23 protein-coding genes and 1 pseudogene are annotated in these 26,589 nt (G+C 44.9%); 2 read left to right on the top strand and 22 right to left on the bottom strand.

Features of this window, described 5'->3' with window-relative positions:
• Positions 1 to 23: 23 nt before the first annotated feature.
• Positions 24 to 2,162 (bottom strand): ABC transporter substrate-binding protein, encoded by a 2,139-nt coding sequence (locus tag ACSAJE_RS10615; RefSeq protein WP_458009025.1) that lies wholly within the window; start codon positions 2,160 to 2,162, stop codon positions 24 to 26.
• Positions 2,163 to 2,829: 667 nt separating this feature from the next.
• Positions 2,830 to 4,374, bottom strand: a complete 1,545-nt coding sequence (locus ACSAJE_RS10610; protein ID WP_458010080.1) for a hypothetical protein — start codon at positions 4,372 to 4,374, stop codon at positions 2,830 to 2,832.
• On the opposite strand from ACSAJE_RS10610, the gene ACSAJE_RS10605 reads away from it, so the two are divergent.
• On the top strand, positions 4,328 to 5,164 hold the full coding sequence (locus ACSAJE_RS10605; RefSeq protein ID WP_458010079.1) for a hypothetical protein: 837 nt from the start codon (positions 4,328 to 4,330) through the stop codon (positions 5,162 to 5,164). The two genes, ACSAJE_RS10610 and ACSAJE_RS10605, sit on opposite strands and share 47 nt — an antisense overlap.
• 65 nt (positions 5,165 to 5,229) lie before the next feature.
• On the opposite strand, the pseudogene ACSAJE_RS10600 reads toward ACSAJE_RS10605, so the two are convergent.
• From ACSAJE_RS10600 to ACSAJE_RS10535, 14 genes and pseudogenes are all read right to left on the bottom strand, one after another.
• Positions 5,230 to 5,391: pseudogene (locus tag ACSAJE_RS10600) on the bottom strand (Ig-like domain-containing protein); the annotation flags it as partial.
• A gap of 125 nt (positions 5,392 to 5,516) precedes the next feature.
• Positions 5,517 to 5,999: a Cys-tRNA(Pro) deacylase gene (gene ybaK / locus ACSAJE_RS10595; RefSeq protein WP_118506961.1), complete on the bottom strand. Its 483-nt coding sequence runs from the start codon at positions 5,997 to 5,999 to the stop codon at positions 5,517 to 5,519.
• Between the two features lie 18 nt (positions 6,000 to 6,017).
• A complete protein-coding gene (locus ACSAJE_RS10590; RefSeq protein WP_458009024.1) occupies positions 6,018 to 7,991 on the bottom strand; it encodes an Ig-like domain-containing protein in 1,974 nt (657 codons plus the stop codon).
• A gap of 95 nt (positions 7,992 to 8,086) precedes the next feature.
• Complete coding sequence (locus ACSAJE_RS10585; RefSeq protein ID WP_458009023.1) at positions 8,087 to 9,469, bottom strand: CAP domain-containing protein; 1,383 nt, start codon at positions 9,467 to 9,469, stop codon at positions 8,087 to 8,089.
• Positions 9,470 to 9,785: 316 nt separating this feature from the next.
• Positions 9,786 to 10,199 (bottom strand): ATP synthase F1 subunit epsilon, encoded by a 414-nt coding sequence (gene atpC / locus ACSAJE_RS10580; RefSeq protein WP_458009022.1) that lies wholly within the window; start codon positions 10,197 to 10,199, stop codon positions 9,786 to 9,788.
• A 14-nt stretch (positions 10,200 to 10,213) separates the two neighbouring features.
• Complete coding sequence (gene atpD / locus ACSAJE_RS10575; RefSeq protein WP_118691155.1) at positions 10,214 to 11,611, bottom strand: F0F1 ATP synthase subunit beta; 1,398 nt, start codon at positions 11,609 to 11,611, stop codon at positions 10,214 to 10,216.
• A gap of 21 nt (positions 11,612 to 11,632) precedes the next feature.
• A complete protein-coding gene (gene atpG / locus ACSAJE_RS10570) occupies positions 11,633 to 12,514 on the bottom strand; it encodes an ATP synthase F1 subunit gamma (protein WP_458009021.1) in 882 nt (293 codons plus the stop codon).
• 22 nt (positions 12,515 to 12,536) lie between these two features.
• Positions 12,537 to 14,045 (bottom strand): F0F1 ATP synthase subunit alpha, encoded by a 1,509-nt coding sequence (gene atpA / locus ACSAJE_RS10565; protein ID WP_118506965.1) that lies wholly within the window; start codon positions 14,043 to 14,045, stop codon positions 12,537 to 12,539.
• Between the two features lie 29 nt (positions 14,046 to 14,074).
• Entirely contained in the window at positions 14,075 to 14,626 is a 552-nt protein-coding gene (gene atpH / locus ACSAJE_RS10560) for an ATP synthase F1 subunit delta (protein WP_022024207.1), read from the bottom strand.
• Positions 14,614 to 15,168, bottom strand: a complete 555-nt coding sequence (gene atpF / locus ACSAJE_RS10555; RefSeq protein WP_022024206.1) for a F0F1 ATP synthase subunit B — start codon at positions 15,166 to 15,168, stop codon at positions 14,614 to 14,616. The genes atpH and atpF overlap by 13 nt, the downstream gene beginning before the upstream one ends.
• A 102-nt stretch (positions 15,169 to 15,270) precedes the next feature.
• Positions 15,271 to 15,537 carry an ATP synthase F0 subunit C gene (gene atpE / locus ACSAJE_RS10550; RefSeq protein WP_022024205.1) on the bottom strand — a complete coding sequence of 89 codons (267 nt, stop codon included), beginning with the start codon at positions 15,535 to 15,537 and terminating at the stop codon, positions 15,271 to 15,273.
• A gap of 50 nt (positions 15,538 to 15,587) precedes the next feature.
• A complete protein-coding gene (gene atpB / locus ACSAJE_RS10545; protein ID WP_458010068.1) occupies positions 15,588 to 16,340 on the bottom strand; it encodes a F0F1 ATP synthase subunit A in 753 nt (250 codons plus the stop codon).
• 180 nt (positions 16,341 to 16,520) lie between these two features.
• Positions 16,521 to 16,913 (bottom strand): ATP synthase subunit I, encoded by a 393-nt coding sequence (locus ACSAJE_RS10540; protein WP_458009020.1) that lies wholly within the window; start codon positions 16,911 to 16,913, stop codon positions 16,521 to 16,523.
• Positions 16,873 to 17,202: an AtpZ/AtpI family protein gene (locus tag ACSAJE_RS10535; protein WP_022024202.1), complete on the bottom strand. Its 330-nt coding sequence runs from the start codon at positions 17,200 to 17,202 to the stop codon at positions 16,873 to 16,875. The genes ACSAJE_RS10540 and ACSAJE_RS10535 overlap by 41 nt, the downstream gene beginning before the upstream one ends.
• Positions 17,203 to 17,462: 260 nt before the next feature.
• On the opposite strand from ACSAJE_RS10535, the gene ACSAJE_RS10530 reads away from it, so the two are divergent.
• On the top strand, positions 17,463 to 17,951 hold the full coding sequence (locus ACSAJE_RS10530; protein ID WP_022024201.1) for a DUF402 domain-containing protein: 489 nt from the start codon (positions 17,463 to 17,465) through the stop codon (positions 17,949 to 17,951).
• Positions 17,952 to 18,065: 114 nt separating this feature from the next.
• On the opposite strand, the gene serS is transcribed toward ACSAJE_RS10530, so the two are convergent.
• From serS to ACSAJE_RS10500, 6 genes are all read right to left on the bottom strand, one after another.
• Entirely contained in the window at positions 18,066 to 19,358 is a 1,293-nt protein-coding gene (serS, locus tag ACSAJE_RS10525) for a serine--tRNA ligase (RefSeq protein WP_022024200.1), read from the bottom strand.
• Between the two features lie 94 nt (positions 19,359 to 19,452).
• A complete protein-coding gene (locus ACSAJE_RS10520; RefSeq protein ID WP_458009019.1) occupies positions 19,453 to 20,013 on the bottom strand; it encodes a hypothetical protein in 561 nt (186 codons plus the stop codon).
• A gap of 172 nt (positions 20,014 to 20,185) precedes the next feature.
• A complete protein-coding gene (locus tag ACSAJE_RS10515) occupies positions 20,186 to 22,732 on the bottom strand; it encodes an EAL domain-containing protein (RefSeq protein WP_458009018.1) in 2,547 nt (848 codons plus the stop codon).
• A 48-nt stretch (positions 22,733 to 22,780) separates the two neighbouring features.
• Positions 22,781 to 23,950, bottom strand: coding sequence for a galactokinase (locus ACSAJE_RS10510; protein ID WP_458009017.1), 1,170 nt, complete (start codon positions 23,948 to 23,950; stop codon positions 22,781 to 22,783).
• Positions 23,951 to 24,173: 223 nt separating this feature from the next.
• A complete protein-coding gene (locus ACSAJE_RS10505; protein ID WP_458009016.1) occupies positions 24,174 to 24,545 on the bottom strand; it encodes a PqqD family protein in 372 nt (123 codons plus the stop codon).
• On the bottom strand, positions 24,545 to 26,482 hold the full coding sequence (locus tag ACSAJE_RS10500; RefSeq protein ID WP_458009015.1) for an OPT family oligopeptide transporter: 1,938 nt from the start codon (positions 26,480 to 26,482) through the stop codon (positions 24,545 to 24,547). Before ACSAJE_RS10500 ends, ACSAJE_RS10505 begins: the two co-directional genes overlap by 1 nt.
• Between the last annotated feature and the right edge of the window lie 107 nt (positions 26,483 to 26,589).

The following is a 26,589-nucleotide window of genomic DNA, read 5'->3' as shown; positions in this document are numbered from 1 at the left end:
AGCACTATTTCCATCACAAAATCCTAATTTTCTGCCTTCATATCTATATTTTGAATTTCTCGCATCCAGCTATAGAACATTGTCGTATTTTTTGTCATAGACTTCGAACGGATACGGCTGCTGCTATATAACATTGTTGTACTCTTTTGGTGAACAGGCACTTCCACTATCATTGCATAAATCTCGTCAAACGCTTTTTGTGTCCATTTTTTCTGCTTTTCCTTGTTTATGGTTTGATCGGACTTGTTGATCGCTTTCATCAGCTCTGCATTTTCCAAAAATGCAAATCTCTCTGCAAGATCCGGATTGCTGCTCATCTCTTCCTCGGCGTACCACAATGCTATTGAGGATTTCTTGGCAAATACATTTCCGCGGCGAAGATTTGCGACTTTCTTATTCAATTTATCTACTGTTGTAGTATGAATTTGTATTGTAATGCCAATCCCTTGCAGATCACTCGCAACCGCCGTGGCCAGCTGATATCCGACTGTATCCGTTCCACCGGCTAATTCCATTGAAAACAACGTCTTTGCACCCGCAGGAGCTGCAGTTACTTTGCCATCCTCTACTGTATATCCCGCTTTTTCCAACCATTTAAGTGCAGTCTGCTGTGCCTCTTCCCGCTTTTGATCAACCGCATCATCTGTCTTATAGATCTGCTCTTTGCCATCCGGCGTCTCTGCATAGCAAAGTTTATCCTCATTTGGCTGCTCCGGAGACAACCACGAATCCTTTGCCGCCTGTGCATTTACACTGGTAAGTTTTGCACCTTCTGTTTCCATCTGCACTCCCCGACATGCGCTAACTACCATGGCGATCGCATGCCGTAAAGCCGCTGATTGCTCACTAAACGGCTCATTATTTATGCATACCCGGTATGGATTGAGACCCCAATATGCATATGATGCATTGGCACTTTGACAGATGTTGATCTCATTGCCGGACATTTTCCCATTTCCGTTGATTTCACCAATTGCCTCAAGGTCAGACTGAGTCAAAGCCAAAGATGCCACATCTACTGTTTGTCCTTTCATCTCCTCGGCAAGTTTCGCTCCGGTCAGATCCTCATCCTTAAACAGTTTTGTGAGATCCTTTAGCTGCACGTACGTGATTTTTGGGCAGCCTTGATAATACAGCTCATTCGCCATGAAATATGCAATTCCACTGTCATATTTCACAAATCGATACGCTCCGGCTCCAACCGGTGAACTCTTATTAGCGCGAATTGCAGAGAGATCTCCTCTCTTAAATCCAAACTTATTTGCGTTATAACTATATTTTGTTGTATCTCCATAATAATGCAGCGGGCAGATCGGAATCTGCAGCTTTTCCTCAAATCTGCTGTCATAGCCTGTTGTATAAATACGCAATTCGTAATCATTAAGGCGTTTGATTCCTTCGATACTGTTTACCCTCGTTTTTTTCTTTGCCTGCTTCGCCATCAAATAACGCGCCTGCCTTTCGAGCGCACTTTCATACCCGCTCTCATCGCTGCTATGCTTCTGCATCCATTTCTGCAGTGCTGCCGGCTTCTTACGAATATACTTTTTCACCTGCTTGTCCGTATACGATTCTGCCCGAGCATTATTTGCCTGATAATTCAGCAGCCCACGGATATTACTGCTTTTTAGCTGCACATTGCCGTCATAATCATTGTCACAAAATGCATAAAGCGAAAAAATCACATCGTCAATAGTGATCGGCTGGCCGTCACTAAACAGAAGATCATCTCGGATCGTAATACGATATACCGTATAGTTCGCTTTGGTACGTCGTGCCTTTTTAATATCCGCAATTCCATAATACGTATAGTTCTCATCGTTGTATTCACGAAGCTCTCCATCAATCCCCTTTTCCACCAGCCGACCGGCGCGATCCGTGTCAAACAGTTTGGTCTGCGTCAAATTCATGACCTGTTCATCAGACGCAGCCTGTGCCAAAAACGGATTGAAATTTTTATCAAGTCTGCCACAGCCAATAATCAGCGGAACCTCTGACTGCTGCTTACCTTTTCCTTCTGCCTTAGCAGTACCGTTCTTAACTTCTGCTGTTGACTGCACATATGGTTTCTTCGCTTTTTTCTGCTTGCCACAGCCGGTTACCCCAAATACCATGGATGCCGCCAATAACGCAGCTAAACATTTTTTCCCTATATTAATCATGCTTGTCCTCCATTTACTCTTACCTCGGATCCTCACTACTTAACTCAAACTTCTGTCGTTTGAACAGATAATTTTGCATTGTCATATTACCATTATATTTCCAAGGTGTCAAAAGAGCTCCTGATGTCTTGCGTGGAAAACTCTTTACAGAACTTTATTCGGCTTTGGATAGCTTTATTTGACGTTGCAGGGCTTTATTACTCCTTACAGAGCTTATAATGAAAAAAGCAACCCTTTCGGATTGCTTCTCTTCACGCACTGTATGTTTCAATCTGCTCCCACCCAGTACAACGAATAATATAGACTATCCGTTGTGTTAATACTTATGTACTCCTACCACCTTATGTATACATGCGCTCATATATACCGGGCATACGCAGCGACAGCCCTCACCTTTTTTGTCTGCCTCCTGCATATGGACGGATTTTGAAAATGTCTTCTGTAGTCATTTCCAATGTAGTTCAATGAATAATCTGCGATAATTGCTCAATCGCATTTTTATTCTTACTAAAACATTTTCGTAGACTTATAATAACATATTTTATCAAAAAAGGCAATAAAATTTTACATTTTATTGCCTTTTTTTACATATTATTTCCGTATTTTTCTGCAGTATTTTGACAAATAGTCACTGACAGATCATAGCTTCTTTTGATTCGAAAACGGATTACAGCGCGGATACCCTGTCTACAAAATCAATTACCATATTAGGATAGTAAACAGCCTTACCTGCACTCTCTGTGTAGACGCTTGCTCCGATACCACAGATTGCGTAATTTGCACTGATCAGCGTGTTACGTGCATCGTTGCTTTCGATAACGCTATTTGCGAATCCGATGGCATCCATATTACCGATCATAATACGTTCGCCCCAATTATTGAATGATAGTCCTGCGTTCTCCAATGCTGCCTTGCTCAGTTCTGGATTCCTTCCAACATTAGCCGCATCGATACATCCCTCATCTGCGAGCTCTTTGCTATACGCACGTGCCACATTGGAAACCTTTGTGTTTTTGCGTAACGCTTTGTCATCCACAGCACGTACTCCGGTGTTGACCAAATATGCATTTAAGATTTCGAAGGTCTCTGTTTCCATTTCTGTCAACACGTCCGCAGAATAATTCATTGGCAGCGTTGTCTCTCTACACTTCGTCATATCTGCGATCGAATATGCATTGTTGAAGATCTGAATGCTGTATACCTTGTCATCTCCATAAGCGTCCGCAAATGCAATGATCGTTGCATTGTCGACATCCTTACTGTATGCTGCCGCATTGCCGGCTGTTGTTTTGTACCAGTCTACATCAACCCATCCATTAGAAACCAACGTAGCTGCAGATGTTCCATAAGACACTGTTCCATCAAAATTCATTGATGACGCATTACCGCTAATACCAACTACAATATCATCCTTCAGGTAGATCAAAATATATGTGCTGTATTTTTCATCAAAACTCTTATCAGTATCATTACCACCGGCACGGAATGCAATAACATCAAAGCCCTGTGGCGATTTTGCGGTACGTTTAACATCTGTTTTTAATGATCCAAGTACCGTGTTTACTTCATCTCTGGTCAATCCCAAAGCAAGTTGGTAACCAGCAATCGTAAACGCTTTTTTTCCATTCAGGTTAACATTTTGTCCTGCATTCCCGGATGGTGTTGCTGTCGGTTTTACTGTTGGTGTCGCGGTCGGTTTTACCGTTGGTGTTGCTGTCGGTTTTACCGTTGGCGTTGCCGTCGGTTTTACCGTTGGTGTTGCTGTTGGTTTTGCCGTTGGCGTTGCTGTCGGTTTTACCGTTGGCGTTGCTGTTGGTTTTACCGTTGGTGTCGCGGTCGGTTTTGCCGTTGGCGTTGCTGTCGGTTTTACCGTTGGTGTTGCTGTCGGTTTTACCGTTGGTGTTGCTGTCGGTTTTACCGTTGGCGTTGCTGTCGGTTTTACCGTTGGTGTTGCTGTTGGTTTTACCGTTGGTGTCGCGGTCGGTTTTGCCGTTGGTGTCGCTGTCGGTTTTACCGTTGGTGTCGCTGTCGGTTTTACCGTTGGTGTTGCTGTCGGTTTTACCGTTGGTGTCGCTGTCGGTTTTACCGTTGGTGTCGCTGTCGGTTTTACCGTTGGTGTCGCTGTCGGTTTTACCGTTGGTTTTACTGTTGGCGTTGCGGTCGGTGTGGCACTTGGTTGCGGTGCTGCACTTGGTGTTGGTGCCGGTGTCACTGTCGGACTTGCACTTGGCTTCGCCGTCTGCGTTGGTGTTGGCGTTGGCGTTGCGGTCGGTGTGGCACTTGGTTGCGGTGCTGCACTTGGTGTTGGTGCCGGTGTCACTGTCGGACTTGCACTTGGCTTCGCCGTCTGCGTTGGTGTCGCGGTCGGTGTGGCACTTGGCTTCGCCGTCTGCGTTGGTGTTGCCGTTGGCGTTGCTGTCGGTGTGGCACTTGGCTTCGCCGTCTGCGTTGGTGTTGCTGTTGGTTTTGTTGTCGGTGCAGTGCTTGGACTCGCTGTTGGCTTCACTATTGGTGCGGCACTCGGGCTCGGAGTTGTTGTCCGTGCAGGTGTCGGCAGTGGCGCTGCACTTGGCATTTTCGTTGGCGTTGCTGTCGGTGCGCTGCTTGGACTCGCCGTTGGCGTTGCTGTCGGTGCAGTGCTTGGACTCGCTGTTGGCTTCACTATTGGTGCGGCACTCGGGCTCGGAGTTGTTGTCCGTGCAGGTGTCGGCAGTGGCGCTGCACTTGGCATTTTCGTTGGCGTTGCTGTCGGTGCGCTGCTTGGACTCGCCGTTGGCGTTGCAGTCGGCGCTGTCGTTGGTTTCACTGTCGGCACCATCGTTGGTTTCACCGTTGGAGCTATAGTCGGTTTTGCCGTCACATCCATAGTCGGACTAACATTGGTCGTCTCTGATGGTTGTACTATTGCGGTTGGCTTCGGTGTCACTACCCGCACCGGAGTGGCAACAGGCATTGGTTTTGGTCTCCTAATAACTATCTTTTTCGGCAATACTCGAACGTGACAAACCAATTTCTTTTTGCCTACTTTTGCAACAATTTTTGTTATTCCTATCCTTTTCGCCCTTACCAGTCCTTTTTTACTGACTGTCGCTATTTTTTTCTTACTGGATTTCCACTTTACCTTCTGCTTTTTCTTTAAATTTTTCACTTTGAGCTGTTTTTTGGCCCCGGCGCGCAAAGTTATCGTTTTTTTGTTGAGCTTTGGCGCCTTTGCTGCCTCGGCGAGCATAACCGATGATGTGGAAGTTACCACTAATGCCGCCGCCAGCACGCCGCACCAAGCTCTTGTGCATGATTTCTTTTTCACTTCTTTCTCCTTCCTCCAACTATCTGTCAACAGTTACATTTAATACCTCACTCTTCTTTAATAATATCCGCAAAAGTCGCCCCGGATGCCTTCGCTAAATCCTCCGGCTGCAGAAGAATCTGTACGCCTCTTCTTCCTCCGCTCACAGCAATCTTGTCCTGCTGTTTTGCACTCTCATGAATCACTGTTGTATACTGCTTTTTCATACCGATCGGAGTACATCCTCCGCGAATATAACCGGTCACTTTGTTGATCTCTTTGACCGGCACCATTTCCACATGCTTTTCACCAACTGCACGTGCCGCCTTTTTCATATCAAGCTCACGATGCACCGGTATTGCATATACATAATAGTTGCCGCTCTTGCCCAATGTAACTAAAGTCTTAAATGTCATTTCGTAATCCTGCCCAAGTTTGTCAGCGACATCCATTCCGTCAACAAATTCTTCACATTCATAATTCATCAACTCATACGGAATCTTTTGCCGATCCAACATTCTCATCGCATTGGTTTTTACTTCTTTACCCATGATGTCATCCTCTTTTACTTAAATTAATTTTACCTTATCGATAAGATCAATAACAAGGTTTGGATAATACACTGTTCCGTCATTATATGCACCGGCACCCAGGCCCATAACAGCGTAATCTCCACTCCATAATAATGCTCTGGCACCACTGCTCTCGATCATACTGTTAGCAAATCCGATAGCATCCATGTTGCCGATCAAAACACGCTCTCCCCATGCGCCAGGTGCTATCCCTGCGGCACGGATCGACGATCTAATATCACTACTGGATCTTGATGCATCACTTGCATCAATAATTCCTGCTGAAACAATCTCGCTGCTATAAGATTTGGCTGCTGCGCTAAGCTTCGTATTAATACGGAATGCGCTTTGTCCCTGATTTACCAAATATGCATTCAAAAGTTCTCCGCTTTCGGTTGCCATTGCGGTCTGCACCTCTGCCGGATAATTTAACTGCAATGTCGTTTCACTGACATTTGTCATATCATCCACCAAAAAGCTGTCGCTAAATGCCTGAATACAATATACCTGGTTGCTTCCGAGTGCATCCACAAATGCGATAACTTCCGTTCCCTTGATCGTCTTTGTATATGCACCGGCTGCACTGCCTGCCAAATACCAGTCAACGCTGGTCCAGCCATTCGATGCTAATGTACTCGCCGGCGTTCCATAAGATACCTCGCCTGCATAAGACATTCCCGGCGCAATTGCTGTAATTCCGATCACTTCATCATTTGACAAATACGCCAAAATATAAGTGCTATATTTCTGATCATATTGGTTGCCGCTCAGGCTGGAATTATTGCCATTCTCACGAAATGCAATCACATCAAATCCCTGTGGAGATTTTTCTTCACGTTTCACGTCAGTCGACTTACTTGCCAGTGCATTATTAAACGCTGTCTTTGTCATTCCAACCGAAAGCTGTCTGTTTCCTACCGTCAGTCCTGATGAACTTGGTGCTGCTGTTGGCGTCACTGACGGTGTTTTACTTGGTGCTGCTGTTGGCGTCACTGACGGTGTTTTGCTTGGAGCTGACGTTGGGGTACCGGTTGGCGCATTCGTTGGTGCCGGCGTCGGAGTACTGGTAGTGCCACTCGTTGGTGTCGCACTTGGTGCTGCACTTGCAGATGGCTCCGGTGTCTTCTGTGCCGCTCCCTGTACTATGATCTTATCCGAATTCAAATAATATACGGTTTCTGTCATATTATCAACCAAACGCACATAAATCGTATTTACCGTACCTGTCTGCAAAGTAAAAGACTGATCATTTCTAGGATGATTTTTCCAAAAACCTTGTCCAAACTCTTCTCCTTCGTGACTTTTCAGTTCATCCAAAGACATCTCTCTACCGTAAGTATTCGTATAATACAAAGAGCCGTCAAAAATATCTGTGTAACCAATTCGGATCGTTGCCGCTTCGGTTACTGTTACATCCTTCAACGGTCTGTGGTATGCATTCCACGTCGTTGCGACATTATCATTCAAAATAATCTTCGCTGTCGTTGGGTCTCCCTCTTCCGAAGGTTGCGTTGTCTGCGAAGGATTGTCGGATACCTGTGGATTCTTGCTTGGTAAAGTTCCCGGATTAGCAGTTACTTTCGCCGTAGCTTTTGGCTTAGCAGTTACTTTTGCCACAGCTTTTGGCTTAGACGTAACTTTCGCCTTTTTCTTTGCCTTGACAACAACTTTACAGGTATACTTCTTTTTGCCGATTTTGGCAACAATTTTAGCCGTTCCTTTTTTCTTTGCTTTGACAACACCCTTCTTAGTTACTGTCGCAATTTTTTTCTTCGAAGAAGACCACTTTACTTTCTTTTTGGTCCCTTTCACCTTCAATTTAGCCTTTTTACCAACAGTCAATACAAGCTTTTTCTTGTTTAGCTTGACCTTTGCCTTGGCATCAGTCTGCTGCCCCGGTACAAACACCGATGTGATCACTAACGCTCCGGCAAGCACAAGGCTCATCCATTTCTTTCTCTCTTTTTTCATGCTATTTCCACATTCCTTTCTCTGCCCACTGGCTTGTCAGTTTTTGCATTCGCCACAGGCACAACATTAAAATCACAGATTTCATCCCAGCTACTCTAAAATGCCACTCTCACATAATCTACCAAGTCAATGACCAAATATGTGTAAAACACATCGTCACCATTTTCAAAATATGCTGCACTTCCAAGCCCCATAACGCCAAGTCCCTCTTCATCGCAAAGCTGCGCTCTTGCCGCCTGACTCTGCACAGCAGAATTTGCAAAACCAATGGCATCCATATTGTTGGCCATAATTCGCTCACCCCACTGTCCGCACTGTAAACCTGCGCCGACGATCGCCGATTTAATCTCAGAACTGCTTCTGGTCATGTCTGTCGCATCTGTTGCACCGGCTTTTGCCATCGTGTTACTGTAGCTTTGTGCCACACCACTTAATTTTGAATTGATTGCAAGGGAACGCATTCCATAAAAAGTGAGATATGCATTGATCAGCTCGCCACTCTCTGTTGCCATCGCCTTTACCACTGCATCGCTGTACGTACATGACGCATCCTGACTGGAAAGATTGGTCATTCCATCAATAGAATAGGCTTTATCAAACGCCTGTATACAGTAAGTCGTCTGGGTTCCATAATAATCTACAAACGCCAGCACATTCGCATTGGAAGTCTCTGTGGAATAGGCTCCTGCTCCAACTACATCTCCTCTTGTTTCATACCAGTCTACCGATGACCAAGCACTTGACGATTCTAAAGCAGCTGCACCGGTTCCTGCTTTTACTAAAGAACCATATGCCATTGATTTACTGATACCACAAATACCTACGACCTTGCCGCTTTTCAGATACAGCAAAATATATGTACTAAATTTGTCATCGCGCGAAACGCTGGAGTTGTTACCGTTTGGTCGGAATGCAAGGACATCAAATCCCTGTGGAGATTTTTCCGAACGCAATATATCCGTCGAAAGTGAACCCAATACCGTGTGCACCTGTGCCAATGTCATACCAAGTGTCAGATTGCGTCCTCCAATCTGAAAGATATCCCCATTTAGTGCTACATTCTTACCCGGTGTACCGGTCACCTTCTGTGTACCGCCATTCGTTTTCGAACTGTTATTCTTACGGTTTGTATTTTTATTGCTTTTTTTAGTGGCAGCTGCTTTTACCGTTACTTTGCAGACATATTTTTTCTTGCCAACTTTAGCAGTGATCTTAGCAGTTCCCTTTTTCTTTGCCTTGACAACACCTTTTTTCGTAACGGTCGCTACCTTCTTTTTATTGCTGGACCATTTTACTTTTTTCTTGTTGTTCTTTAGCTTTAACGTAGTCTTTTTACCAACTTTTAAAACAACTTTCGTTTTGTTTAGCTTCACCTTCTTCTTGGCGGCAGCCGCAGCATCCATGCTCTGTGGCATTATCATTGCGGCAGCTAGTGCTAATGCTAATACACGCGCCCATGGCTGTCTTCTTTTTTTCATACGCTCCTCTTTTCCATGCCGATTGTACGACATTAATTTTCATTTCTATGTTACCTTTTATTATATGATATTCTTCTCTATTTCTCAACCGTTTTCGTACAGTATTTATGCGGTTTGTACGAATTTACATCTGACACATTTCTGCCACTTTTGGGACCCCCTTGATAAGCAACTCAAACTTCCGGTATGGAAAGTTTCCTATAATGCAAAAAACAGTTTTGATATTCTCGAATGAGAATACCAAAACTGCTTATCGTATTAACCTACTCTGCGTTCACTATGCATTGTTCAGGCACGAGCATTGCATCGCACTGCATTATTTATCTAGCGTGCTGACAAGATTAATTCTCGTCAGTGCCTTTTTGAGTGCTAATTCTGCGCGTACCATGTCTACCTGTTTCTCACCGCTTCCGATACGACGTTCTGCGCGGAGCTTTGCCTCTTCTGCTCGGTGCACATCGATCTCATCCGGCCACTCACAGGCTTCCGCAAGCACCGTAACCTTATTGCCGCGAATTTCCACAAATCCATCCAGCAAAGCCGCCTCACGTACTTTGCCTTCCTGATGGATCTTGACAACACCCGGTTCAACAATTGCCGTAAGTGGAATATGTCCCGCCAGCACACCGATCTCACCTTCTGTTGTCCGCATTTCAACCATGTCCACTTCCTCGTCAAAAAAGATTCGGGTCGGAGATATGATCTGCAAAGTAAATGTTTTGTCTGCCATATGACCCTCCTTTCTTATTTGGAAGCCATTCTGGCCACTACCTCGTCAATATTTCCGGCATTCAAGAAATAGCTCTCCGGAATATCATCGTGCTTACCATCTAAAATCTCTTGGAATCCACGAATCGTCTCACTAACCGGTACGTACTGTCCCGGCAGGCCTGTAAACTGCTCTGCTACATGGAACGGCTGCGACAGGAAACGCTGCACTTTACGCGCTCTATTTACAACGATCTTGTCTTCTTCTGACAACTCGTCCATACCAAGAATTGCGATAATATCCTGCAATTCCTTGTATTTCTGCAAAATCTCCTGCACGCCACGAGCCACTTTATAGTGTTCCTCACCGACAATATGCGGATCGAGGATACGTGATGTTGACTCCAACGGATCTACTGCCGGATAAATACCAAGCTCGGAAATCGCACGTGAAAGTACAGTTGTTGCGTCCAAATGTGCGAATGTATTTGCCGGAGCCGGATCAGTCAAATCGTCCGCCGGCACATAAACCGCCTGTACTGATGTGATAGATCCTGTTTTCGTTGAGGTGATCCTCTCCTGCAATGCACCCATCTCCGTCTGCAGCGTTGGCTGATAACCTACGGCACTTGGCATACGTCCAAGCAACGCAGATACCTCTGATCCAGCCTGTGTGAAACGGAAAATATTATCAATAAACAATAAAACATCTTTTCCGGAACGATCACGGAAATTCTCTGCCATGGTAAGTCCTGTAAGACCTACTCGCATACGCGCTCCAGGTGGCTCGTTCATCTGACCGAATACCATCGTCGTTTTATCAATAACACCTGACTCGATCATTTCATAATACAAGTCATTTCCTTCACGAGTACGCTCACCTACACCGGTAAATACGGAATATCCACCGTGCTCCTGCGCGATATTTGTGATCAACTCCTGGATCAATACAGTTTTACCTACTCCGGCGCCACCGAACAAACCAATCTTACCACCTTTCTGGTAAGGGCAAAGCAGATCAACGACCTTGATTCCGGTTTCCAAAATCTCTGTTTCTGTCGACTGCTCATCGAATGCCGGCGCTTTTCTGTGGATCGGGTCATATCTCACCCCTTCCGGTGCCGGTTTTTCATCAATTGGCTCACCTAACACATTAAAGATACGTCCCAATGTAGCTTCGCCTACCGGTACAGAAATCGGTGCGCCCGTTGCATGTGCTTCCATACCGCGAACCAAACCGTCGGTTGGTCCCATGGCAATACAACGAACTGTGTCATCACCCAAATGCTGTGCCACTTCCACTACGAGCTTTCCACCATCTTTCAACGGAACATTAATTGCCTCGTTGATCTCCGGCAGTTTGCCCTCCGGGAATTTAATATCGATAACGGCACTGACGATCTGCGTCAGCTTACCAACATTTAATTCTGCCATTTATTTTCTCCTTTTTATTTGCTATGAAATCGCGGATGCTCCTGCGATAATCTCCGTCAATTCCTGTGTAATAGATGCCTGACGGGCTCTATTATATTTTAGCGACAAGTCACTGATCATCTCTTCCGCATTACTCGTTGCCGAATCCATTGCCTGCATACGTGCACCGTTTTCACTGGCATGTGACTCCACAAGTCCGCCAAAGATCAGGCTGTTCACGTACTTTGGAATAATCGCATTTAATGCTTCTTCCGGTGCCGGCTCATAATTCATCAACGTGATGCGATCGATCGGGTTCTCTTCTACATCCTCCGCATCTGCTGTAATATCGGATGCGTCGATCGGAAGCAGTTTCATCATCGTAGGGATCTGTACCATCGTGTTCTTAAAGATCGTATAGATCAGATAAATCTCTCCGATCTCCCCCATCGTAAACTTGCTCAAAACTTCTTTGCCAATCTCCGATGCATCTGCATATAATGGTTCGTTGATCGCCTCCGAATAATCTCCGGCTATGGTGTAACCCTCACGCTCCACGCTGTCACGACCCTTTGTACCAACTGCATAGACCACTGTGTTTTCCGTAGTAAAACGTTCGTCTTTCGTCAACAGTTTCACTGCATTCGAGTTGTAACCACCTGCCAATCCGCGGTTCGATGTGATCAGGATCACTGCTTTTTTGTCAGACCGGCTTTTTTGCAAAAACGGATGGGACATTTCCCCGGACTTGGCGATCATCGCTGCCACAGCCTCATACATCGCATCAAAATAAGGTTTTGATACTTCTGCACCGACTTTTGCTTTCTGCAGCTTGACAGAGGAAACAAGTTTCATCGCTTTGGTAATCTGTCCGGTACTTTGGACACTTTCTTTACGCCGTTTGATATCTCTCATTGACGCCATTGTCTCTTACCTCCCCTCGAAACTATTTTTCAAACTCTGCTTTAAACTCCTCGATTGCCTGGATCAGTTTCTTCTCTGTGTCTTCCTTGATCTCTTTGTCCTCGCGAATAGAAGCAGGAACTTCCGGATATTTCGTATCGATATACTCAAACAATCCTTTTTCAAAGTCCATAATGTCATCTACTTCTACATCGATCAAGTACTTCTTGGTCGCCGCATAGATAATGATAACCTGATTTTCAACCGGCATCGGCTTGTACTGATCCTGTTTCAGGATCTCACGAATACGCTCGCCCTGTGCCAACTGCTCCTTCGTCTCAGGATCGAGATCCGAACTAAACTGTGAAAATGCCGCCAGCTCACGATACTGCGCAAGCTCGATACGGATTGGTCCGGAAATCTTCTTCATCGCTTTGATCTGTGCAGAACCTCCTACACGAGATACTGACAAACCGGCATTGACTGCAGGTCGGAAACCAGCATTAAACATCTCTGTTTCCAAATAAATCTGTCCATCTGTGATAGAAATAACATTTGTTGGAATATAAGCGGATACATCGCCTGCCTGCGTCTCAATGATCGGCAATGCCGTCAATGAACCACCGCCCAGCTTATCTGACAATCTCGCTGCACGCTCCAACAATCTGGAATGCAGATAGAATACATCTCCAGGGAATGCCTCACGTCCTGGCGGACGCTTAAGCAGCAAGGAAAGTGTACGATATGCCGCAGCATGTTTGGTTAAGTCATCATACACAACCAATACATCTTCGCCGTTCTCCATCCATTCCTCACCAATTGCACATCCGGAATATGGTGCAATATACTGAAGCGGTGCTAACTCACTCGCTGTTGCTGCAACGATCGTGGTATAATCCATCGCTCCATATTCTTCTAATTTTTTCACAAGGTTGGCAATCGTTGACGCTTTCTGTCCGATCGCTACGTAAATACATTTTACGCCCTGTCCTTTCTGATTAATGATCGTGTCGATCGCGATCGCGGTTTTACCGGTCTGGCGGTCACCAATGATCAACTCACGCTGTCCTCTTCCGATCGGTACCATGGAGTCAATCGCCTTAATACCTGTCTGAAGCGGTGTGTCTACGGATTTACGTGCGATAACACCGGATGCCACACGCTCGATCTGTCTGGACTTATCAGTTTTGATCGGTCCTTTGCCATCAATCGGCTGTCCCAGCGCATTCACTACACGTCCGAGCATGGCATCTCCAACCGGCACCTCAACAACATGACCTGTCGTCTTTACGGTGTCGCCTTCATTGATGTTTTTATGATCACCCAAAAGAACCGCACCTACGTTATCTTCTTCCAAGTTCAATACCATGCCATATATCTCATTAGGAAATTCCAACAGTTCACCCTGCATCGCTTTCTCTAAGCCATGAATACGGGCAATTCCGTCGGCAACCTGTATTACAGTACCTATATCTGCTACTTCAAATTTGGTACTGTAGTTTTTAATCTGCTCTTTAATGACTGAGCTGATTTCCTCAGGTCTCAAATTCATGATACACTCGCACCTTCTTTCTGTTTATTCTAATTCGTCAACTGAACCTGCGACAACTCTTTTGCCATTCGATTCAGCTTTGATCTGATACTGCTGTCTACCACTCTGTCTCCGATACGGATCACCACGCCACCGATCAGGGATGCATCCACAGAATAGTTCATGATGAACTCCACATAAGATGTCGTGTTCAATAATTTCTGCACGATCTCCTGCTTCTCATCCTTAGACAGTTCGACAGCCGATATCACATATGCTACGCCGATCTTTTTGTATTCACGAACCTTATCAATGAAATACGTCAAAATCTTTTCGATTTCCGAAAAACGTCCTTTTTCAACGATAGTGACCATGAATCCTGTCAGCGTATCGGATGCTTTGCCAGCAAACACCTGCTCTACCAGTGAGACTTTCTGCTCAACCGGAAGCTTTGGATGTGTCAGCAGCTTGATGTACTGCTCATTCGCTTCGATCACATCAAGCACGATCTGCACTTCCTCCAGAGTGGAATCAATCGTTCCCTCTTCCACGGCAACCTCAAACAAGGCTTCGCCGTATGTCTTTGATACTAACTTAGCCATGTCTCATCACCCATCTCTTCCAAAGTGTCTGCAAGCAACTGTGACTGTTTGCTTTCGTCCAAAGAAGATGCAACGATTTTACCAGCCATTGCCGTTGCGACATTAATGATTTCCTGTTTCATTTCATCCTTGACCTTGCTCTTCTCCAGTTCAACTTCTCGATTTGCACGGGCAACGATCTGTGCGGCTTCTTCCCTCGCTTCTTCTAACATGACACTTTCTTTCTTGAGTGCCTTTTTACGCGCTTCGCTCAGGATCTCATCCGTCTCTTTTTGCACATTTTTTATTTTTTCATCATATTCTGCTTTGAATTGAATTGCATCCTGCTTCTCGCGCGCTGCCGTTTCCATCTGCTCACGAATGCCTTCCTGCCGCTTCTCCATCAGATTTCTCGCCGGATTAAACAACAGATAGGACAGAAGCAAAAATACAAAAAACATTGCTAATATGGTAATCGCTGAGTCTACTAATAACTGTGGATCTAAACCAAAAATATAATCGCCTAGTCCACTGCTCAGTGCAACCTGAATTACTCCGCTCACGTTAGTGCCTCCTTTCCGCTAGAGTCTTCCACCAAATGCTTACGCCATCTTCCGGTCATTTTTCCATCGAAAAATAGTACCGGCTGCCGGCACTTGCATTGATTAATGAAGCTTTGCGTAAAGTGGGTTCGCGAATAACAGGATCAAAGCAACTACCAGACCATACAAACCTGTTGTCTCTGCTACTGCCTGTCCAAGAAGCATTGTTGACATAACGTCACCTTTCGCACCCGGATTACGTCCTACTGCAGAAGCACCGTAACCGGCAGCAATACCCTGTCCTACACCAGGTCCGATACCGGCAATAACCGCAAGACCTGCACCAATAGCAGAACCCATCAAAACCAATCCATCGTTATCAATATTCATAATAATCCTCCATTTCTAAAGTGCCTATCCGCACTTCTTCACTTTTTTGTTTATGCCTGATCCCCAATCGCATCCGAGACAAAGCACATCGTCAACATACAAAATACATACGTCTGAATCGCACCGGAAAATACATCCAAATAAATGTGCAATGCAGCCGGCCAGATTAATGTCAAAACCTTTGGCAATAATCCGTAGATCAATCCCGTCATAACCGTTCCGGATAAAATATTACCGAACAAACGGAGAGACATAGAAACCGGTGTGGAAAATTCACTGATCAAGTTCATTGGAAAGAACAGAAAGATCGGTTCAAACAATCCCTTAATCTTACCGAATTTCTGGTACTTAAAACCGTTGTATTGAATCATCACCCAAGTAATGATCGCCAACGGAAATGTGACACCGTAATCTGCTGTCGGCGGTCGAAGCCCCAGCAAACCGGACAAGTTGCACGCCAAAATAAATAAAAACAAAGCGCCAACATAGTTACGAAACTTCGGTGCCTTGCTCGCGCCCATGGAACCTGCCACCATGCCATCCAGCGATTCTACGATCAGCTCGACCACATTTAGAAACGGTCCCGGCACCTGATCCGGAGTCGCCTTACGAATCGCACGATTTGCAAAAACAGCAAAAATAAGCAGTGCAGCGATTACAATGATCATGGATATATGCGTCGTAGTCAGATACACATCTGAACCGAAAAACTTGAATTTCGTATATCCATGGATAAAAAAGTCTACCTGCTGCTCATTTCCCTTTGCCAAAAACACATTGTTTGCAAAGGAATCAAACGGCATACAAAAGACGCCACTTCCCACATTCTCACCTTCCCTTTCTATAGAATAAATTATATATACAGGCAAATATCTCTTGTTTACCATTTCATTACAAAGCGAAAATCAACGTTTCACGATACATTGCACCGCACAACCGCAATCTCCTATAAAATAAAACAACAGAATATCTGCAATACATATCTATTTTTTAAATAATTTTTCATAATGCGGGTGCATTTTCGGATACGATAATGCACTGACCTTGACTCCAAACAACGTCAGTATCGCCGGAATCGGATGTACATATTCATAAAATATCATGCATACCGCCAGCGTAACCGCCATAATCACCAATCTCTGCAGCGATGCAAGCTGCGCATGTCTGGATGCATGCGCCGGATCCATATCAAGCGCAATGTCCAGGTGGCGAAACATATGCCACAAAAGAACTAATGCCGCCGCACCACCTAACAGCCCTCCAAATAACATCGAAACTCTGCCTCGACTGATAATTACAAAAAGCAGCGTAACAATGGCTGTCCACAGAATAGAACTAATCATCAATTCCTTTAGTACCTGTTTTACCTGTTTCATGCTCTCCCGCTGCTTCCTCCCGCTTCTCGGTGAGTCCTTTCATATAATCAAGCTGCTCATGCTCTTTCTTCATGTCAGCCTCATAAAAGGACTTGGTTAATATATATACATTTTTGAACGCAGCCCCGATTCCTAACAACAACATGAACGGAAATATGATCTGTGTACCAAACAGACGATTCAGCCAAGTGCCCAGCCAACCGCTAATAAAGATCGGCACGAGCATTGTAATACTGATCTGCGTGATCATCATAAAACTACGCAAAATTTTCTTCTCTTTCTTACTCATTTTTTAATAACCTCTCATTATGCTATTATAATTTATTCTTCTGAAAAAGTCCACCAAAGAGCGCAAAAAATCTCGTGTAGTATCAAGCGATCTGCTAACTCCTTTTCCCCTCCGATCATCCCGCAAATAATTTAATTCGATAAGCTAGAAAGTCCTTTACAAGCCAACTTCCCTAGACTATAATTATTCCACAAGAAGAAAAAGAGCAAAACCGGCGTTTTGCTATCAAATAAAAATAAGCCGCTGAAAGGAGTTGCTTCATGAGCCGACCACGATTATTTCGACGTCGCTTTATCCCCGACGAAAACATCGAATTAAAAGATGATATGATCTTAGCCTTAGAGCCTAACCTTATTATTACCAGTTGGAATGTTTTGAAACCACGACGCGATATTTCCCGTGGTGTTTCCGCTTATTTTATAGATAAAGGGATTAAGGTGAGCAAGGTTTTTGACAATGCCGGACAAATGGTATATTGGTATTGTGACATTATAGAGACGCATTATGATGAGAAAGAGAATACCTACACCTTTAACGATCTGCTCATTGACGTAGTCGTATATCCGGATGGTCAAGTTGAAGTACTGGACATGGATGAATTTGCTGATGCAATGGAGCAGGGCATTTTGAGCGTTGGCACGATCGCACATGCAATGCGCGCAACCGATGATCTGTTACATACGATCTACGCCGGAGAATTTGAAAAATATACACACTATATTGATGATATGTTAAAAGTGATCAGTTAATTCTGCTCTCTACGAAAAGACCCTCTTTTGATCAGAAGCTCGGACATACAGTCCACCTTCTACCAAAAGAGGGTCTTTTTATACTGTTATTTCACGCAAGTCTCCCACGTGCCATTATTTCTTCTTTACCTCCAGAGCTTCTTTGCCACCCATATACGGACGCAGAGCTTCCGGAATACGTACGCTTCCGTCTTCCTGCAAATTATTCTCCAAAAAGGCGATCAACATACGAGGTGGTGCAACCACTGTATTATTCAGCGTATGTGCAAAATATTTGCTGCCGTCTTCCTTACGGACACGGATCTGCAAACGTCTTGCCTGTGCGTCTCCCAAATTGGAGCAGCTTCCTACCTCAAAATACTTCTTCTGACGTGGAGACCAAGCCTCAACGTCGATGGATTTTACTTTCAGATCTGCAAGATCTCCGGAGCAGCACTCCAGTGTACGGACCGGAATATCCAGCGTACGGAACAGATCTACCGTATTCTGCCACAACTTATCAAACCAAACCGGACTTTCTTCCGGCTTACAAACTACGATCATTTCCTGTTTCTCAAACTGATGGATTCGATACACGCCACGCTCCTCGATGCCGTGAGCGCCCTTTTCCTTACGGAAGCATGGGGAATAACTGGTCAATGTCTTTGGCAGATCCTTTTCATCGGTGATCGTATCAATAAATTTACCGATCATAGAATGCTCACTTGTACCGATCAGGAACAGATCTTCGCCCTCGATCTTGTACATCATCGCATCCATTTCCGCAAAACTCATAACACCGGTCACGACATTGCTTCGGATCATGTATGGCGGAATGCAGTAAGTGAAACCACGATCGATCATGAAATCTCTTGCATAGGCAAGTACAGCAGAATGCAGTCTGGCAATGTCACCCATCAGATAATAGAAACCATTTCCTGCCACTTTACCGGCAGCATCAATGTCTAATCCATCAAAACTCTCCATGATCTGTGCATGATACGGAATCTCATAATCCGGCACTACCGGCTCACCATAGCGTTTAATCTCAACATTTTCGCTGTCATCTTTACCAATCGGAACACTTGGATCAATAATATTTGGAATGACAAGCATGATCTCACGAACTTTTGCTTGGAGTTCTTTCTCCTTTGCTGCAAGCTCCTCAAGACGAGCTGCATTTTTGTTTACTTCCTGCTTCTTTGCCTCTGCCTCTTCCTTCTTGCCCTGTCCCATCAAAGCGCCGATTTCCTTAGAAATCTTTTTGCGGGAGGCACGAAGCTCATCTGCTTCCTGCTGTGTCTTGCGCGCCTCAGCATCTAATGCAATGACCTCATCTACCAACGGAAGCTTGTCATCCTGGAATTTGTTTTTGATGTTTTGCTTTACCACATCTGGATTTTCTCTTAAAAATTTAATGTCTAACATATTTCCTCATTTCTGCACACAGCTCGTATGCGTATATTGTTGATAAGTGTAATGTGACAGCCTGCTTGAATAAGCTGCTATAGTCCTGCCCGTCCTACTGTGCTGCCATCGCTGGCGGTGCAGGCGCATCTGAAGGTGCTTCACTCGGCGTCGATGACGGTGCAGGCGCATCTGAAGGTGTTTCACTCGGCGTCACTGTCGGCTCCGGTATCTGCGTCGCTTCCGGTGTCACTGTCGGCTCCGGCGTTGCTGTTGCCTTTGGCTTTGGCTTTTTCACCGTCTTTTTGTATTTGCCAATCTTGATTGGCTTTGAAAATTTACCATGCACGATGCGATAACCTTTGGTACGGAATGCACGCACCTTCACATAATACACTTTCGATGCTTTAAGCTTGCGAAGCACAACCGTGCGCTTCTTTGTCGGCATGACAATACGGTATCTCGCCTTTTTGGACGTCTTGACTGCAATCTGATACCCGGTTGCTTTGCCTCTCTTCTTTATCTTAATCTTTGCCTGTGTCTTAGACCGTTTCACCAAAGACACACTCGGTCTGGATGGTTTAGACGCTGCCTGCACCTTTGTTGTTCCTATCGAAGTTAAACACAACGCCAAGATCAGGATCAATGTTCCAAATTTACGTAACTGCTCTTTCATTGTTCTGCTTTCCTCCATTTCTGTACAATGTGCTCTCGGAATCTTCTAAACGATAAATTTCGAAAGTACGTTTCAATATAGCCCACCCAAAAATATACCGTCATTTCCCCTGATGTGTCAAGACTCGCAGGGCATTTTTTAATCTGCCACTGCATCCGGCAGGTGTCTTCTACTACTGTAGGAAGCACTTTTCAAACACATTATTACGCATTGCTCCATAGAAGATCTCACCTTCCAACATATCGCAGCCAATTTCGCGTGCGTATTCCTCTTGAAGCTTGGTGTGGATGCCACCACAATAAACGGTCATCCCAAGCTCTTTTGCCATGATAACAATGTTTTTAAGGATCGTCTTCTCACGCTCGCCATTCTTGCCACCCGTAAAACACTCTGCATGGAACTTGATCCCTTTGACCGGGATTGTGCGCAGAGAATGCAATGCCGTGTGATGAGATGCAAATCGACTGATCACGATCTGATATCCTCTCTTGCAAAGCTGCTCCAATGCCACCTGCAGCGCACTGGTCATATCCGCAAAATAACGTTCGTGCACTTCTATGATCAAGTCCGACGGATCCATTTTATTTTGCACTTCCACAATATTTTCGATCATGGACAAGGCATTTCGTGCCGACAACTGACTTGCCGTCATTTGAATAGCAAGCGGAACCGTTTTCAACCCCTTTGCCTTTCTGGCGCCGAAGCTGCAGCACACCTGATTCAACAGGAAATAAGAAAATTTATCCAACCTTCCTCCACGTTCGATATAATGCAAAATGCCATCCGTTTCTAAATACTGTCCATCCTGCATCTGAATCCGTGCAACCGCCGTACAGCCTACAACGTTCTCTTTATCTCCCTGAATACGCGGCAAATAGCATATTTCAACTGTCTGCTTTTCCATAGCATCGAGTATTTCCTGAATGATTCGTTCCTCTCGGAAACGTTCTTGCTGAAGATCATCGGTATAAATCGCATAATGGTTACCCTTGATCCCTTTGATACTTCTTCGTGCAAGATCCGCTTTCTCCAACATATCACCAAGCTCATTGTCCGTCGGCTCAACCAGATACAAGCCATTCGTTGTATCAAAACCGATCTGGTTCTCCCCATTCGTAATCTCATCCTGATAGTGCATCATTCGAGACAATTTTTTTAGCAGGGTCTTATGATCCTTGTACGGGAAAATAGCAACAAAATAATCTCCGTCTACTCTGGCGCACAGGCCACCTCGCTCCACAAACTTTTGAAGCACCCTGGAAAATTTCAACAGGATTTCATTACTAATGGAAAAGCCATAATGATGACTAAACTTGCGAAATTCATCAATATCAGCGCACATCAACGCATAGCGCTTGTCATCCGTTCGTTCTGCCAACATTTCTCTTGCCTTGTCCAAAAACTTTGCATACGGAATCATTCCCGTCAAAGTATCTTCAAACTTTGCCTGACTAGACTTAGCGATCCGCATTAATTTCGTACTGAGTTTCGTGTTGTTCGATGCTGCCGCGATCTCTGCTTCCGCAGAATCTGCCAGTGCATTATCAAGCACACGAGTGATCCCATATACTTTCACCGGCTTATCACTCACACCATCTCCCACCGAGACACTCGCCACTTCCATATGACGATATTCTCCATGGTTGTCCTTCATGCGATAAACACCGCGATGACCGCCCAGTTCCTCTTCACGCCTCTTAAGCGCCTGACGAAAACGCTCCACGTCATCCGGGTGTAAAAATTCTCCTAACTGACTTTCGTTAAACTGCCCCTCTAAAATACTCTCGTTAGAATATGTTTCATCTAAATTGCCGCCACGACTAAGTACACGCGTCGCAATATCATAGGTCCAAGTCGTCTCACGCATAAATTTAGCAATAATGTCCGAACGCTCAGCAACTTCCTCAAACTGCTTTTCCAACTGTTTGCGCTTCGTAATATCCATAATGATACATAGATATACCGGTTCTCCGTTATCATCATCAATACGACATCCATTGACATAAGACCAGCAGACATCTCCTGCTTTAGCGATGATCCGATACTCAAAACCGACCAAACCACGATTTTCTACAGAAGCCTTGACCTGTCTTTTGACCATTTCCGCATCTGCAGGATGCAACACACGGTCACAATAGTCTCCAAAATTAATCTGATATTCTTCCTTGGAATATCCAGCCAGTCGATAAAATCCATCATTTGCATATAACAGCTTAAAATCTGTCATGCGCAGCTTGATCACACCACCCGGAATACTATTGGAGATCAGCTCTGCATCTCGTTTTGCCTCATACGCTTCTAACAGATTGCGTCTCGACTGTGTGATGTCCAAACATGAGGCAAAATAGACCCTCTGCCCTTTCATATCTGCCGAATGCGCTGAAACAGACACCCAGATCACTGCTCCATCTTTGCGCCGCGCACGGTGTTCTAACTGAATCTTGCCCCCCACAGCCGTCTGTCTGGCGATCAAATTTCGTATCTTTTGACGGTCTTCCGGTAGGATCATTTCCATAACACTTCCATGATATATTTCTGAAAACTCTTCTCTTGTGCACTGCATTAATGAATAAAAGCGTTCATTCGCATACATAAGCTCAATCTGCGATCCCGGCTTTGCCACAAACATCGCACATTCGGACATATTAAGTAAGCGTCTTAAGTCCTGTTCATCTAAACCCATCTGCTCCGTTGTCTTTGCTGTCTTAATATCGCTCATTCGTATCCCTCCCTTTCTGCACCAGAGTTTCTTTTTGAAAGTCTCATCCTATAAATGACATGGACCGGATCCAATCTCAACGACATAAAAATCTGCCGCATATCCGATCTTATCCTTATACGCCTTGCCTACCTGTTCAATAAATGCATCAACCGCCTCATCTTTCACAATACTCACCGTACATCCGCCAAATCCTGCTCCGGTCATACGAGATCCGATGACACCATCTACTTTCCAAGCCTGTTCCACAAGCGTATCTAACTCTTTTCCTGTCACCTCATAATCATCACGCAAAGATACGTGAGAAGCGTTCATCAATTGTCCGAACAGTTCAATGTTATTTTCCTGCAACGCTTTCACTGCCTTGATCGTACGCTGATTCTCATAAACAGCATGCTTTGCTCTCTTGCGTCTGACATCATCCTTGATCGCTGACTTCACCTGTTCAAACTGCTCCTCCGTCAGATCGCCGAGCGTCTGGATCGGCATCTCCTTTTGAATCTCTGCCAGTGCCGTCTCACACTCCTCACGGCGTTCATTGTACTTCGAATCACCCAGTCCACGCTTTTTATTACTGCATGCGATCACAATCTTCGCACCGTCCAGTTGAACCGGAGCATATTCATAAGAAAGATCTGCCGTATCCAAAAAGATCGCATGATCCTTTTTGCCCATTGCGATTGCAAACTGGTCCATGATCCCACAATTTACACCGTTAAATTTATTCTCCGAAAACTGTCCGATCAGCGCCAAATCCTGATTTGAAATACCAAGTCCAAACAATTCGCTCAAAATATAGCCGGTAACCACCTCTACAGATGCAGAAGAAGACAATCCTGAACCGTTCGGGATATTACCAAACAGCAGAAGGTCAATACCCTCATTGATCTCATAGCCTCTCTGTCCTAACGCCCAAAAGATTCCCTTCGGATAATTCGTCCATCCGGCTTCCCTGCATGGTTTCAGATCATCCAGACTGGAAGTAATGATACCAAGATGTTCAAAATTCATCGAGAAAAAGCGTAACTTTCTGTCGTTTCTCTTGCGAGCCACAGCATAAGTACCTATCGTCAATGCGCACGGAAATACATGGCCACCGTTATAATCTGTATGTTCACCGATCAAATTTACACGACCCGGTGCAAAAAATGCGTGTGCCTCTCCTTCGCCATATACTTCCCTGAATTTCTGCAAAATCGTATTCTTAATATCCTTCATATCTCCTCATTTCTGCGCTGGAAATCATGTGTTTTGTAGTATTTGCTTGCACGGACCTCTCCCGGCATTCTTCTGCGTCCCATGCGCCGACGCAAATATCTCTTTGAACTTATATTTTACAATATTTTGTGGTCTCTTTCAAGAACAAACGCAAGGCCAGCACTTTGCTTTTGTCACGCTACACAACAGCAGTTTCCTATTGAGGAACGAAAAAAGGAAGCATCTATTTCGATGCTTCCCTTTTCGTATCTTTGTCTGATGGTGTCAATGTCACAAATCCATGCCCCTGCAGTGTACGGAAATACGCCAGCAATCTGTCATATAACGGCTCGGCATCCTCGCCGAACTCCTCCTTCACTAACAGAGCAATATCATAAATCGTATGCACACCATCTATTTGTTTCCAAATGAAACTCCCGAACTGTTCCAAGGCAATGTGGCTGACTACCGGACACCCAAAACATTTCTGGGCAATGCGGTTAAACACACCCTTGTTCTCGACATCCACCGTCACCCGATGCTCATCGTCTTCCGTCCAGTTCAGTTTTTCCGGAATACGCGGAACATAATCCAACAAATTATTGTCTTTCTTCACTATTTTTCTACCTTTGCTTCTTTACTCCAGATAGTAAACTTCAGGACAACCAAAATGATCACTGCCATGACTGCAAGGCCACCTGCTTGTCCCAAATTAAGGACACCAGAAAGATCCACTAAGCTGGCAACCGTCTTACCCTTAATCGTTACTACAGCAAGAACAGCAAGCAAAATACCAACCAGTCCTTCACCCGCGATCATACCGGAGCAGCAAAGTACACCGTTATTGATAACTTTATCTTTGTTCGCTTTGCCGTCATAAACCTTCTCTAAGATCAGACGAAGTACGCCACCTACCATAATGCAAGCAGAAAGTTCGATCGGTAAATACAAACCAATGGCAAACGGCAGAACCGGGATAGATAATAACTCGATCATAATTGCAATAAACACACCGATAAATACAAGCGTCCAAGGAAGATTTCCGCCCATAACACCTTCAACGATCATCTTCATCAAAGTTGCCTGTGGTGCAGCAAGCTCAGCCGTACCAAATCCCCACGCACTATTCAACAAGTAAAGTACAAAACCGATCGTTACTGCTGAAACAACCGCACCGATCAACTCACCGTACTGCTGCTTCACCGGAGTTGCACCAAGAATATATCCTGTTTTCAAATCCTGTGACATATCACCAGCCATTGCTGCAACGATACAGATTACAGAACCGATTGCAATTGCTGCGATCATTCCTGAGGCACTGGTATTACCCGTTGCTTTAAGGATCAAGCTGGTGATCAACAATGTTGCGATCGCCATTCCGGATACCGGGTTGTTACTGCTGCCGACCAATCCAACCATACGAGAGGAAACCGTAGCAAAAAAGAATCCAAAGATAACAATGATGACAGCACCCAAAATACCAATCGGAATAACCGGAAGTGCTGCGATCAAAATGATCAAAATAGCAAGCATTCCAAGTACTACACCAATATTCAGATCACGGTTCGTACGCTCCTCTTTGCCGATCTTTTCTTTATTGAAGATACCTTTCATCGCTTCGGCAAAGGTACGGCAGATCAATGGCAATGATTTGATCAAACTGATAATTCCACCGGCTGCAACGGCACCTGCGCCGATATAACGGATATAATTTGACCAAATTCCAGACGCTCCGGCTGTTTTCCATACTTCTGCGATAGAAACTGTTGCAGGGTACAGTACCGTATGTGCGCCAAACAAATAGATCGCCGGGATCAACACCAGCCAGCCAAGAATGGCACCCGCAAACATATAAGAAGCAATCTTAAAGCCACAAATGTAACCTACACTGATCAATGCCGGATAAACCTCTGTACTGATCTCTCCGTGAATCTTATTGATCGTCAATGTTGCGACATTAGAAACAACCTTGAAACCGTCCACGATAAACTTGATCAAAGCAGAAACACCCATTCCAATAAACACAACTGCTGCATTAGCGCCGCCTTCCTGTCCGGCAAGCAAAACCTCTGCACACGCTGTTCCCTCCGGATACGGAAGGGTTCCATGCTCTTTTACGATCAATGCCTTGCGCAACGGCACCATAAAACAAATGCCTAACAGACCGCCGATCATTGCAATTAAAGCAATCTCCACAATACCAGGCATCTGTGCCTTACCTTCAGCTGCCCACAAAAACAATGCCGGCATCGTAAAAATCGCACCGGCTGCCAAAGACTCACCGGCAGAACCGATCGTCTGCACCATGTTGCTTTCCAAGATCGTATCGTCCTTCTTTGTGGAAAAACGTCCGATCAGCTTATACACCCCCATGCCAATAACTGCTGCAGGAATAGACGCTGAAACCGTCATACCTACACGAAGCCCTAAGTAAGCATTGGCCGCTCCAAAGACAATTGCCAGCAGCACACCGATAATGATCGATGACGGCGTAAATTCCGGCAATACCTTATCTGCACTTACGTAGGGTTTGAAAGAATTGTTCTCTTCCATGATAAATAAACCTCCTTAAATTCTAAGACCAAAGCGTCAAAGTCGTAAAAAAGCCTGTCAGGCAAATCCAGACCAAATAGAACGATTTTAACACTAGAATCTTTTTG

The organism is Jutongia sp. SJQ-6, assembly GCF_054161275.1.
This window is presented reverse-complemented; position numbering and strand designations above follow the sequence as displayed.